11 protein-coding genes are annotated in these 11958 nt (G+C 68.0%); 8 read left to right on the forward strand and 3 right to left on the reverse strand.

The genetic code is table 11. The features are described from left to right. Positions 1-282: 282 nt before the first annotated feature. Together O0J73_RS18770 and O0J73_RS18775 are read left to right on the forward strand one after the other, a co-directional pair. Positions 283-1161, forward strand: a complete 879-nt coding sequence (locus O0J73_RS18770) for a hypothetical protein (RefSeq protein ID WP_004153391.1) — start codon at positions 283-285, stop codon at positions 1159-1161. Between the two features lie 11 nt (positions 1162-1172). Continuing rightward, entirely contained in the window at positions 1173-2381 is a 1209-nt protein-coding gene (locus O0J73_RS18775; protein ID WP_197564464.1) for a DUF4785 domain-containing protein, read from the forward strand. Between the two features lie 144 nt (positions 2382-2525). Here the strand turns inward: O0J73_RS18775 and O0J73_RS18780 are convergent, their stop codons facing one another. Next, positions 2526-3347 (reverse strand): ATP-binding cassette domain-containing protein, encoded by an 822-nt coding sequence (locus tag O0J73_RS18780; RefSeq protein WP_197564463.1) that lies wholly within the window; start codon positions 3345-3347, stop codon positions 2526-2528. A 151-nt stretch (positions 3348-3498) separates the two neighbouring features. On the opposite strand from O0J73_RS18780, the gene O0J73_RS18785 reads away from it, so the two are divergent. From O0J73_RS18785 to O0J73_RS18800, 4 genes are all read left to right on the forward strand, one after another. Further along, positions 3499-4701, forward strand: coding sequence for a fatty acid desaturase (locus O0J73_RS18785; RefSeq protein WP_197564462.1), 1203 nt, complete (start codon positions 3499-3501; stop codon positions 4699-4701). Continuing rightward, positions 4698-5030 (forward strand): EF-hand domain-containing protein, encoded by a 333-nt coding sequence (locus tag O0J73_RS18790; protein ID WP_197564461.1) that lies wholly within the window; start codon positions 4698-4700, stop codon positions 5028-5030. Before O0J73_RS18785 ends, O0J73_RS18790 begins: the two co-directional genes overlap by 4 nt. Positions 5031-5082: 52 nt before the next feature. Further along, positions 5083-5895 (forward strand): bifunctional DNA-formamidopyrimidine glycosylase/DNA-(apurinic or apyrimidinic site) lyase, encoded by an 813-nt coding sequence (gene mutM / locus O0J73_RS18795; RefSeq protein WP_008266279.1) that lies wholly within the window; start codon positions 5083-5085, stop codon positions 5893-5895. Between the two features lie 105 nt (positions 5896-6000). Continuing rightward, positions 6001-7605 carry a glucan biosynthesis protein D gene (locus O0J73_RS18800; protein WP_004153409.1) on the forward strand — a complete coding sequence of 535 codons (1605 nt, stop codon included), beginning with the start codon at positions 6001-6003 and terminating at the stop codon, positions 7603-7605. Positions 7606-7641: 36 nt separating this feature from the next. On the opposite strand, the gene O0J73_RS18805 is transcribed toward O0J73_RS18800, so the two are convergent. Continuing rightward, complete coding sequence (locus O0J73_RS18805) at positions 7642-8349, reverse strand: sel1 repeat family protein (RefSeq protein WP_197564460.1); 708 nt, start codon at positions 8347-8349, stop codon at positions 7642-7644. Between the two features lie 99 nt (positions 8350-8448). Next, entirely contained in the window at positions 8449-9069 is a 621-nt protein-coding gene (locus tag O0J73_RS18810) for a thymidine kinase (protein WP_008264720.1), read from the reverse strand. Between the two features lie 101 nt (positions 9070-9170). Here O0J73_RS18810 and O0J73_RS18815 point away from each other — a divergent pair, with 101 nt between their 5' ends. Together O0J73_RS18815 and O0J73_RS18820 are read left to right on the forward strand one after the other, a co-directional pair. Then, positions 9171-11147 carry a UvrD-helicase domain-containing protein gene (locus O0J73_RS18815; protein ID WP_049456653.1) on the forward strand — a complete coding sequence of 659 codons (1977 nt, stop codon included), beginning with the start codon at positions 9171-9173 and terminating at the stop codon, positions 11145-11147. A gap of 268 nt (positions 11148-11415) precedes the next feature. Continuing rightward, a complete protein-coding gene (locus O0J73_RS18820) occupies positions 11416-11940 on the forward strand; it encodes a GNAT family N-acetyltransferase (RefSeq protein WP_004153424.1) in 525 nt (174 codons plus the stop codon). Positions 11941-11958: the final 18 nt, after the last annotated feature.

The raw sequence follows: 11958 nt of genomic DNA on the forward strand, positions 1-11958 counted from the left end.
GGGTGGGAAATCAGCGACATGGACAGGCTCCGGGGAGAAAACATCGCGCCATGATCGCAGCCCCCATACGACACCGCAGTGGCCATCGGTCATACCGCCAGACCCGGCACGGTCATTGCCGCGATATGAAAAGCGTCATCGATTGACCTCAGTCTTCTGAATCCGGGCGCAGCGCACGGACTTTCACGCGCCTGCGCCGTGAGCATCGGCACAACGGCACGCACCGGGGGCCGTCCAGTCACAGCCGGGTCGGGGGGATCCGCTGACAGAGGGAGAGAAGCGATGCGCAGCACCGCAACAGGAAGTACCGTCCTGGCCCTGGTCCTCGGGCTGGCAACAGCGCCGGCGCAGGCCGCCGACGTGGTCGGCGTGGCCTTCGTGCACGGCACCGGCGCGCAGACCAATGCCACCCAGGACTACTGGCAGCCGGCCATCATCGACACCGTGCGCCAGGGCCTGCCGAACAGCAGCAACTACGTCGTCATCAACTGCGATTTCACCCAGTACATGTGGAAGCCGGAAGCCGCTGGCTGCCTGGCCAACCAGCTGACCAGCTTCATCGACAGCCGTGGCATCACCCAGCTGGTGGTGATCACCCACTCCAACGGCGGCAACGTGATGCGCTGGATCCTGTCCAACCCGACCTACGACAGCCGTTACCCGAAGATCATCCGCACGGTACGCAAGGTCAACGCGCTGGCACCGTCTTCGGCGGGCACGCCACTGGCCGATGCGGTGCTCAACGGCAACACCTTCGAAACCTCGCTGGGCTGGCTGCTGGGCTACAAGAACGACGCGGTGCGCCAGCAGCAGGTGGCGAGCATGGCCACCTACAACGCGCAGAACCTGTACGGCACTGCCGGCCGCCCTGCATTGCCCAAACCCTTCCGCGCGGTGGTCGGCAGTGATGTCGAATCGGCGGTGTGGGACAGCAACAGCTACTGCGGCGGCTACGCCGCCAATGTCGGTCTGGAGTTCACCCAGAACTGGCTGTCGTCCTGCTCCGATGGTTTCCTGGAGTGCAGCAGCCAGAAGGCCGCCGGCACCACCTGGTTCACAGACAAGGCGCGCACCCAGGGGGCAGAGCCGCTCAGCCACAACCAGAGCCGGCGCGAGTGCTTCGGCCTCGGCACCATCCTGCGCAACGACCTGACCCAGTGAGGGAGACGACCATGACGATCCATTCCACGCTGCTGGCCAGCGCGATGCTGGCGGTGCTGTCCCTTTCCCTGTCCGCGGCGCGGGCCGCACAGCCGCTGCAAGCCACCCGCGCAGGCGATCAGGTGCCTGCGGCACTGGTGGCCGCGCCGCTGCCTGCTGATGAAAGCGAACACGCGCCGTTGTCGTTTGCCTGGGCGCTGGACCCGGCACAACCGCTGCAGGCCGCCACGCCGTATGCGTCGGTCAGCCGCAGCTACTGGCAGCCGGTCGATGGCGCGCAGCTGCAGCGCGGCCTGCACCTGCCGCTGACGGCGCCTGATGCAGTGATCCAGCTGAGCCCGGCCGAAGGTGCCCGCGCGCTGCCGGCCAGCACCCTGCAGGTACGCGACCCCGCCGGCCGCAGCAGCGTGGCCCGCAGTGTCGATGCACGCGCACTGCAGGATGCCGGCATGCCAGTGCGTGACGGCAGCAGCATGCTGCGTACCGGCGCGACCAGCGCGGTCGGTGCGTACACGCTGCAGAGTGCACAGGCGCAGGGCCGCTACGTGGTGCAGGTGCTGGAACCGAACAGCCCGCTGCGGTTGGAGGTGCAGGCCAGCCAGGCGCAGGTGCTGGCCGGTGGCAATGTGCAGCTGCAGGCACGCCTGCTGGAAGACGGCGCCACCGCCGCGCAGCTGGCATCACGTCGTGGCGGCTTGGGCGGCGAAGCCCTGCTGGTCGCACCGGATGGCCGCAGCTGGCCGCAGCGCCTGCTGCGCACCACCGATGGCAGTCTGCGCGCGCAGGTGCGGATCCCGGCCGATGTCGGTACTGCGCAGGGGCTGTGGGAGCTGCAGGTGTTCGCCCAGGCCGATGGCGTGTTGCGCGATGGCAAGGTGGCCTTCGCGGTGGCGCGGCCGACCGCGCGCTTCAGTGGCCAGGCCGCACCGGACCCGGCCAGCCGCCAGGTGGCGTTGCCGTTGCAGGTGGCCGCCGCCGGCCGCTACGAGGCGCGGGGCACGCTGTACGCCAGCGGCCGCGATGGCCAGCTGAAGCCGGTCGCGCAGGCGCACGCGGCGGCGTGGTTCGACGGCCCGGGTGCGGGGCAGCTGGTACTGCCGTTCGACCAGGCCGCATTGCCCGCGGGCTTCGGTGCGCCGTATGAGCTGCGTGACCTGCAGCTGCAGGACCAGAGCCGGATGGCCCCGATCGAATCGCGCGCGCTGGCGTTGCGGTTCTGAGCAAGAAGGGCAGCGGGCCGGAAGATTCGGCCCGCTGCTCCGCCTTCTGTAGAGCCGAGCCATGCTCGGCTGCTTCTGCTCGCGGCGAACGGCAGTCGAGCATGGCTCGACGCTACAGCCGGCTACGGAAAGCGATTCGTCTTTCTATCCAGCGTAAGCGGTCAACCGGCCTTCCTGTTCGCATACGGTGATCGCGCCGCCGAACACTGCCGACAGCGGTTCGTTGCGCAGCAGCTCGGCACGGCTGCCATCGGCCAGAACGCGGCCGTCGCGCAGCAGCACCACCCGCTCGATCTCGGGAATGATCTCTTCGATGTGGTGGGTTACCAGCACCAGGGTGATGCCCTGCTGCGCCAGCACCCGCATGGTTGCCACCAGCTGCTCGCGGGCGACCAGGTCCAGTCCGGTGGACGGCTCGTCCAGCAGCAGCGCCTGCGGCCGGTTGACCAGTGCGCGCGCGATCAGCACGCGGCGGGTCTCGCCGGCCGACAGCTCGGCGTATACGCGCTCGCGCAGCGACAACGCACCGGTCATCGCCAGCGTCTCGCCGACGCGTGTACGCATGTCGGCGGTCACTTCGCGGAAGGCCGGCACCACGTAGCTGGCGAAGAAGCCGGACAGCACCGCCTGTTCCACGGTCAGACCGGGCATGTCGGCCAGGTTGCTGCTGAGGTCACCGGTGACGATGCCCAGCTGCGAGCGCAGCCGGTCCACCTGCCAGCGGTTCTGGCCCAGCACCTTCACGGCCACCGAGCCGTCACCCTGGGCCAGCGGGTACAGCTCGCGGGTGATCAGCTTGATGAAGGTCGACTTGCCGCAGCCGTTCGGGCCGAGCAGGGCGGTGTGCTGGCCCTGCGCGATGCGCAGGCTGAGCCCATGCAGCACCTTCACCTGGCCGCGCACCACGGTGGCGCGGTCCAGTTCGATCAACGGGGGCAGTGCCGCAGCGGACGCGGCGGCGGTCATGGCGCTGGCGCGTGGATCAAGGTTCGACAACTCGGGTCCCCAACTGTGAACGGTGCCACGGATGGCGGTGAAGAACACCGCCGCAGGGATGCAGTTTGCAACGCAAGCGCCCATGATGTCTGCCATCCCCGCACCGAACCGGAGCGCCGTCATGCCAGATGACCTGATGTCCCTGTTGACCGGTGGTGTGCTCGGCCTGGGGTGGTGGGCCATGCTGGCAGTCCTGCTGGTCTTCACCCAGATCACGATCTTCTCGGTGACCCTCTACCTGCATCGCAGCCAGGCCCATCGCGGGGTCGATTTCCACCCGGTGCTGGCCCACGTGTTCCGCTTCTGGCTGTGGCTGACCACCTCGATGATCACCCGCGAATGGGTGGCCATCCACCGCAAGCACCACGCCAAGGTGGAGACCGAGGAGGACCCGCACAGCCCGGTCACCCGCGGCATTGGCAAGGTGTTCTGGCACGGCGTGGAGCTGTATCGCGAAGCCCGCGGCCAGCGCGCGGACATCGAGCAGTACGGGCGCGGCACCCCGGACGACGCGATCGAGCGGCGCCTGTATACCCCGCATGCCACGTTGGGGCCGGTGTTGCTGTTGGCGATCAATACCGTGTTGTTCGGCCTGCCCGGCGTGGCCCTGTGGGCGATCCAGATGGCGTGGATCCCGTTCTGGGCGGCCGGCGTGGTCAATGGGCTCGGCCACTGGTGGGGCTACCGCAACTACGAATCGGCCGATACCTCCACCAACCTGACGCCGTGGGGCTTCTGGATCGGCGGCGAGGAACTGCACAACAACCACCATGCCTTCCCCAGCTCGGCGCGCTTTGCGATGCGGCGCTGGGAATTCGACATCGGCTGGAGTGCGATCCGCCTGCTGCAGGCGCTGCGCCTGGCCAAGGTGCTGCGGGTGGCGCCGGCCATGGACGTGCGCCCGAACATCGCCGTGCCTGATGCCGAAACCCTGAAGGCGCTGCTGTCGCACCGTTTCCAGGCGATGACAGATTACCAGCGCAATGTGTTCATGCCGGCCCTGCGCGAGGAGGCCGCCCACGCCGGGGCCAAGCTGCGCCGCCTGCTGCCACGCCGGCTGCGCCGTGGCCTGGTCAACGACGGCCGCTGGCTGAAGCCGGACAACCGTGCCCAGCTCAGTGAATGGGTGGCACAGCGGCCGCGCATCCGCACCCTGGTCGAGTACCGCGGGCGATTGGCCGCGCTGCTGGAAGCCCGCGGCCACGATGCCGCCGAGCGCCTGCACCAGCTGCAGGCCTGGTGCCGCGAGGCCGAGGAAAGCGGCATCGCGGCGTTGCAGGCCTACGCCGCGCGGCTGAAGGGCTACAGCCTGGTGGGCGCGTGAGGGCAGGGCTCGGGGTGCTGCTGGCTGCCCTGCTGCCCGGTGCTGTGCTGGCCCAGGTTACCGATACCGCCAGCTACCTGCAGCGGATGGACAGCGATGGCGACGGCAAGGTCAGTGAGGCCGAGTACGTGCAGTGGATGCTGTACGCCTTCGACCGCATGGACCGCAATGGCGATGGCGTGCTGAGCGCCGATGAGCTGCCCGGTGGCAAGGGCAGGGCGATCAGCCGCGTGCAGCAACGGCAGGTGATCGTGCAGCGCTTCCACACGCAGGATGCCAACGGCGACGGGTTCCTGGATGCGCGCGAGCTGGCCGCGCCGCCGCGCTGAGCACGCCTGCCGGCGCCCGGCCGTGCCCGCCGCTGAGGCGTAGAATTGCCGCATGCCTGAACTGCCCGAAGTCGAAACCACCCGCCGCGGCCTGGCGCCGCACCTGCAGGGGCGCCGCGTGCATGGGGTGATCCTGCGCCGCGCGGACCTGCGCTGGCCGATTCCGCCGGAAGTGGCCGAGCTGCTGCCGGGGCAGCGCATCGAGGATATCCGCCGGCGCGCCAAGTACCTGCTGCTGGACACCGCCATCGGCAGCGCGGTGCTGCACCTGGGCATGTCCGGCAGCCTGCGCGTGTTGCCTGGCGATACCCCGCTGCGTGCCCACGACCACGTCGACATCAGCCTCGACAACGGCCGCCTGCTGCGCTTCAACGACCCGCGCCGCTTCGGCAGCCTGCTCTGGCAGCCGGCCGGGGAGACCCACCCGCTGTTGCAGGGCCTGGGCCCGGAGCCGCTGGACGACGCCTTCGATGGCGATTACCTGTTCGCCCGCAGCCGGGGTCGCAGCGCGCCGGTGAAGACCTTCCTGATGGACCAGGCGGTGGTGGTGGGCGTGGGCAACATCTACGCCGCCGAGAGCCTGTTCAAGGCCGGCATCAGCCCGCTGCGCGAGGCCGGAAAGATCTCGCGCGAGCGCTACCAGCGGCTGGCCGACGCGGTGAAGGAGATCCTCGGGTATGCGATCACCCGTGGCGGTACCACCCTGCGCGATTTCATCAGCCCCGACGGCGCACCGGGCTACTTCGAGCAGGAGCTGCTGGTGTACGGCCGTGATGGGTTGCCCTGCCCGAACTGCGGCCGCGCGCTGAAGCACGCCACCATCGGCCAGCGTGCCAGCGTCTGGTGCAGCCACTGCCAGCGCTGAGCCGGGCGGCCAGCGGCAGCTGAACGGGCAGAGGCCGTCTCCGCTGCCCGTTAACGTTTGTCTGCCTATGATGGCCGACCTTCCTTCTGTGCCTGACGCGCCTGCATGCAACGACGCGACTTCATCCGCAATGCCTCCCTCGCCCTGGCTGCATTCGGCCTGCCGTCCCTGCCCGCATGCGCGGCCAGCAAGAGCGGCCAGATGGGCCTGCGCCGTCTTGGCCAGCCGCAGCCGTTCGACTTTGCCACCCTGAAGGGCCAGGCACGCGCGCTGGCACAGGCGCCCTACAAGAGCCACAAGCGGGTGCTGCCGGGCCGCCTGGAAGGCCTGGACTGGGACCAGTACCAGTCGATCGGCTACCGCCAGGACCACGCCCTGTGGGCGGACCAGCCGGGCAGGTTCCAGGCCAAGTTCTTCCATCTGGGCCTGTACTTCCACTCGCCGGTACGCATGTTCGATGTGGTCGACGGCAAGGCGCAGGAGCTGGCCTATGACGGCGCGGCGTTCAACTACGGCAAGAGCGGCATCAAGGATGGCGAACTGCCGGCCGACCTCGGCTTCGCCGGGTTCCGCCTCAACACACGCAAGGACACCGACCGCGACTTCGCCGCGTTCCTCGGCGCCAGCTACTTCCGCGCGGTGGGCAAGGAGGGCCAGTATGGCCAGTCCGCGCGTGGCCTGGCGATCGACACCGGCATGGGCAAGCCGGAGGAATTCCCGGATTTCATCGCCTACTACCTGGAACAGCCGTCGGCTGATTCGGAGACCATCGTGGTCTATGGCCTGCTGGATTCGCCCAGCGTGGCCGGCGCCTATCGCTTCGCGATCACCAATGGTGACGTGCTGCTGATGGACATCGACAGCGCGCTATACCCGCGCAAGACGATCGAGCGGCTGGGCATCGCACCGTGCACCAGCATGTACCAGGTGGGCGAGAACGACCGCCGCATGGGCTGGGACTGGCGCCCGGAAATCCACGATACCGACGGCCTGTCGCTGTGGACCGGTGCCGGTGAGTGGATCTGGCGGCCGCTGCTGAACCCGCGCAACCTGCGTTTCAACATGTTCGTGGACCGCAACCCGCGCGGCTTCGGCCTGCTGCAGCGCGACCGCAACTTCGACCACTACCAGGACGATGGCGTGTTCTACGAGAAGCGCCCGTGCCTGTGGGTGGAGCCGAAGGGCGAGTGGGGCGAAGGCTCGGTGCAGCTGGTGGAGATTCCCACCGTGGACGAGACCTTCGACAACATCGTGGCGTTCTGGAACCCGAAGGAAAAGCCGCAGCCGGGCCAGGAACTGCTGGTCGGCTACCGCCTGTACTGGGGCGCCGAACCGCCGGCACGGCCGCCGCTGGCGCACTGCGTCGCCAGCCGTACCGGCCTGGGCGGCGTGGTCGGCAAGAAGCGCGAGTATTTCAGCTGGCGTTTCGCGGTGGACTTCGAAGGTGGCGAGCTGGCCTCGCTGATCGACAAGGCCGAGGTTGAAGCGGTGGTGGAAGCCAGCCGCGGCCGGGTCGAGATCGTGTCGGCACGGCCGCTGCGCGAGATCAACGGCTACCGCGCGATGTTCGACCTGGTGCCGCCGGAAGGCAGTACCGAGCAGATCGACATCCGCCTGTTCCTGCGCAGTGGCGGCAAGACCCTCACCGAGACCTGGCTGTACCAGTACACCCCGCCGCCGGCCGGAGCGCCGGAGCGCACGCTGTACTGAGAGGTGACGGGCCGGCCAGCCACCGGCCCGTCCCGTTCAGGGCTTGGCCTCGGTGGCGGTGCTCTGGGTCGGCACGCCCACCTGCACCGTGCCGCGGCGGATCTTCATCCAGGTCTCGTCCTGCCAGCGTTCGTACTGCTTGGGGTCCCAGTACTTCGGGTCGTACAGGCGGTCGGCCTTGATGGTTCGGCTGATGCCGCCGTCCATGAAGACGACATCGACGTTGTTGCTCATCGAGCCGGTGCGGCTGCCGGTCATTTCCCGGCGACCCTTCCTGAGAACGTCCGCCATGCGTGGCCGTGCCACGGCATCGCCGTACTCTGCGCGCAGCGCCTGCGCCTGCGCACGTGCCGCCTGGTGCTGTTCCAGTGGCAGGGTTGCCCAGTACTCGTCGCGCAGTTCGGCGAACAACGGATAGCCGCGTTCTGCGGCCACATCCATCCAGGCGAATGCCATCACCGGGTCGCGTGGCTGGTCGACCCCGAACCAGTACATTTCGCCAAGGTAGCCCTGGGCGGGCTTGTCGGCATAGCGCGCGGCCCGGCGGAAATGATCCATGGCGGCCTTGACGTCATTGCGATGCAGCGCGCCGACGCCCCATTGCCGGTACATGATGTCCGGGTGGCTGTCGAGGAAGCCGGCATTGATCAGCGTCGCGTCCTCTTCCGGAGAAGCGGGACGCTCGGCTGCCAGGGTGGGCAGGTGGGCAGACAACAGGGCAAGCAAAAGCAGGGTGCGGCGCATGGCGGACGTCCTGTTCGACAGCTGATCGGCCCCAGCCTAGGCAGCCGGCGGGAGCCTGTAAACCGCCGGTGGTCATGGGCCGGGATGTTCCGGCTGGTGTTACAACGGCAGCGGCGCCTGCGCCGGATCGATCCGTCCTTCACCGCGGGTGATCTTCTTGAATTCGGCGCGGCTGACCGACACGTAGCGGTCATTGCCGCCGATCTCCACCTGCGGGCCATCCTGTACCGCGTGGCCATGTTCGTCCACGCGCACGGTCATCGTCGCCTTCTTGCCGCTGTGGCAGATGGTCTTGATCTCCTGCATCTCGTCGGCCCAGGCCAGCAGGTACTGGCTGCCTTCGAACAGCTCGCCGCGGAAATCGGTGCGCAGGCCGTAGCACAGCACCGGAATGCGCAGCTGGTCGACCACTTCGCTGAGCTGCCAGACCTGGGCGCGGGTCAGGAACTGCGCCTCGTCCACCAGCACGCAGCCCATCGGTCCGTTCGCTGCCAGATCCTGCTCGACCCAGCGCTGCAGGTCGGTATCGCGGTCGAAGGCCATGCCATCGGCGCGCAGGCCGATGCGCGAAGCGACCACGCCGGCGCCGGCGCGATCGTCCAGGCGCGGGGTCAGGATGGCCACCCGCATGCCGCGCTCGCGGTAGTTGTGCGCGCTCTGCAGCAGGGTGGTGGTCTTGCCGGCGTTCATCGCCGAATAGTAGAAGTAGAGCTTGGCCATCGACGGATTGTACGCCGCAGCCCCGGTCCGCCGAAGCCGTTCAGCAACCCCACCGGCGGCCGGCTGTGGTCGTCCCCCGGCCCCGCTACAATCCCCATCCCATGCACGGTCTCAATCCCCCCCAAGCCGCCGCCGTCCTGCACATCGAAGGTCCGTTGCTGGTGCTCGCCGGCGCGGGCAGCGGCAAGACCCGCGTGATCGTGGAAAAGATCGCCCACCTGATCGGCTGTGGCCGCTACCCGGCCCGGCGCATCGCGGCGATCACCTTCACCAACAAGTCGGCCAAGGAAATGCGCGAGCGCGTGGCCAAGCGCCTGCGCGAGCAGGATGCCGACGAGGTGACGATCTGCACCTTCCATGCGCTGGGCCTGAAGTTCCTGCAGATCGAGCACGCTGCGGTGGGCCTGAAGCGCGGCTTCTCGATCTTCGATGCCGACGATGCGGCGGCACAGATCAAGGATCTGATGTACGGCGCCAAGCCCGACGACATCGAGGACATGAAGAACCTGGTGTCGCGCGCGAAGAATGCCGGCCTGTCGCCCGAGCAGGCGATGGCCGCCGCACGCAGCAACCGCGAGAAGGAAGCTGCCAGCGTCTACGAGCGCTACCAGCTGCGCCTGACCGCGTTCAATGCGGTCGACTTCGACGACCTGATCCGCCTGCCGGTGCAGATCCTGGAAGAGAACCCGGAGATCGCGCTGGCCTGGCGCGAGCGCATCGGCTACCTGCTGGTGGACGAATGCCAGGACACCAACGACGCGCAGTACCGCCTGCTCAAGCAGCTGGCCGGCGACAAGGGCAATTTCACCTGCGTGGGTGACGATGACCAGTCGATCTATGCCTGGCGCGGCGCCAACCCGGAGAACCTGCAGCAGATGGGGCGCGATTACCCCGCGCTGGAGATCATCAAGCTGGAGCAGAACTACCGCTGCTCCAACCGCGTGCTGCGCGCAGCCAACGCGCTGATCGCCAACAACCCGCACGAGCACCTGAAGAAGCTGTGGAGCGACCAGGCCGACGGCGAGCGCATCCGCGTGTGGGAATGCCGCAACAGCGAACACGAAGCCGAAAAGGTCGCGGCCGAGATCGCCTTCGTGGCGCAGTCGCGCAATGTGCCGTGGAGCGATTTCTGCATCCTGTTCCGCGGCAACTTCCAGTCGCGTCCGCTGGAAAAGGCGATGCAGCTGCTGCGCATTCCGTACCACCTGACCGGCGGCACCATGTTCCTGGAACGCCAGGAAGTGAAGGACACGCTGGCCTGGCTGCGCCTGCTGGTGAACCCGGACGACGACACCGCGTTCATGCGCGCGGTGCAGTCGCCCAAGCGCGACGTCGGCGCCGGCACGCTGGCCAAGCTGGCTGAACTGGCACAGGAAAAGGACATGCCGATGGCGCAGGCCGCCGAGGCGATCGGTGCCCTGCAGCAGCTGCCGCCGCGCGCGGCCAACAGCCTGGCCCGCTTCACCGACATCCTGCGCGACCTGCGTGCGCAGACCCGGCAGGTCACCTCCGGCGACATGATCCGCAAGGTCGCCAAGGAATCCGGCCTGCTCAGCGAGCTGCGCCAGCAGGCCAAGGAGGAGGCCAGCTACCAGCGCCGCGCCAACAACATCGAGGAACTGGCGCAGTGGTTCGAGGGCGGCCCGCGCGGTGCCACCGCCGCCGACCTGGCCGGCCAGCTGGCGCTGCTGTCGCGCAGCGACAAGGACGAGGGCGGCAACCAGGTGCGGATGATGACCATGCATGCTTCCAAGGGCCTGGAGTTCCCCTATGTCTTCATCGTCGGCTGCGAGGACGGCGTGCTGCCGCACCAGGTCAGCCTGGACGAGGGCAACCTGCAGGAAGAACGACGCCTGCTGTACGTGGGCATCACCCGGGCCAAGATCCAGCTGTGGATGAGCTACAGCAAGCTGACGCGCAAGTTCGGCGAGCACGTGCGGCTGAAACCGAGCCGGTTCTTCGAGGAGATTCCGGCCGAGGAGATCCAGCGCGATGGTGCGGATCCGGTGGCCGACGCGGCGCGGAAGAAGGAGCGGGCGAGTGCGGGGTTGGCGGCGATCGAGGCGTTGTTCGATTGATCGGCGAACGGCGCAGCCCCTCGTGGTTGGCGCCGTTCGCATTACATCTGTGGTTGGCCGGGTAGATGGGCTGCGCAGGGGACGCTGCAAGTACGTCCCTGTAAGCTCGGTCGCCGCATCCATGCGGCTCACGCCCCTGCGCAACCCATCTACCCGGCCCTGGACAGGTTCCGTGCGCGCCAGCCACGGAAAAGAAAAAAGAAGATCAAAGGCCACGGCAACAGCCGGGCGTTGAGGCAGAATCGGGGTTTCGGCTGGAGGACTGCGCGTGCATCCCATCGAAAGTGAACGCCTGCGTCTGCGTGCGATCGAGCCCGACCGGGATGCGGCGCCGATGCTGGCGCTGTTGAATGATCCGGGCTTCGTGCGCTTCATCGGTGACCGCAATGTGCGCAGCGAAGCGCAGGCGCGCGAGTACATTGCGCTGCGCGTGCTGCACAGCTATGCGTTGAACGGGTTCGGCATGTACGCCATCGAGCGGCTGGCCGATGGTGCCTGGCTGGGCAATGCCGGGCTGGTGCGGCGCGATGGCCTGCCGCGGCCGGATATCGGCTATGCCGTGCTGTCGGAGTTCACGGGGCAGGGCTATGCCGGGGAGGCGGCGCGGGCGGTGTTCGCGCATGCACGTGCGGAGCTGGGCATCGTGGATCTGTACGGCATCACCGACCTGGACAACGTGGTTTCCGGGAAGATCCTGCTGGGCCTGGGCATGCAGGAACGCGGGGTGATCCAGCTGCCGGGCGTGGACAGCCCGAGCCGGCTGTATGCCACGCCGGGGGCGGCCGAGGTTTGATCGTGGTGGGGGGCCGCC

Source organism: Stenotrophomonas sp. Sm6012 (genome assembly GCF_030985895.1).
Classification (GTDB): domain Bacteria; phylum Pseudomonadota; class Gammaproteobacteria; order Xanthomonadales; family Xanthomonadaceae; genus Stenotrophomonas; species Stenotrophomonas forensis.

What these genes read in the sequence shown, in the direction of transcription:
- O0J73_RS18800 (WP_004153409.1), top strand. Translation starts at nt 6,001, where the DNA reads ATGCAACGACGCGACTTCATCCGCAATGCCTCCCTCGCCCTGGCTGCA.
- O0J73_RS18810 (WP_008264720.1), bottom strand. Translation starts at nt 9,069, where the DNA reads ATGGCCAAGCTCTACTTCTACTATTCGGCGATGAACGCCGGCAAGACC.
- O0J73_RS18785 (WP_197564462.1), top strand. Translation starts at nt 3,499, where the DNA reads ATGCCAGATGACCTGATGTCCCTGTTGACCGGTGGTGTGCTCGGCCTG.
- O0J73_RS18805 (WP_197564460.1), bottom strand. Translation starts at nt 8,349, where the DNA reads ATGCGCCGCACCCTGCTTTTGCTTGCCCTGTTGTCTGCCCACCTGCCC.
- mutM (WP_008266279.1), top strand. Translation starts at nt 5,083, where the DNA reads ATGCCTGAACTGCCCGAAGTCGAAACCACCCGCCGCGGCCTGGCGCCG.
- O0J73_RS18815 (WP_049456653.1), top strand. Translation starts at nt 9,171, where the DNA reads ATGCACGGTCTCAATCCCCCCCAAGCCGCCGCCGTCCTGCACATCGAA.
- O0J73_RS18780 (WP_197564463.1), bottom strand. Translation starts at nt 3,347, where the DNA reads ATGACCGCCGCCGCGTCCGCTGCGGCACTGCCCCCGTTGATCGAACTG.
- O0J73_RS18775 (WP_197564464.1), top strand. Translation starts at nt 1,173, where the DNA reads ATGACGATCCATTCCACGCTGCTGGCCAGCGCGATGCTGGCGGTGCTG.
- O0J73_RS18770 (WP_004153391.1), top strand. Translation starts at nt 283, where the DNA reads ATGCGCAGCACCGCAACAGGAAGTACCGTCCTGGCCCTGGTCCTCGGG.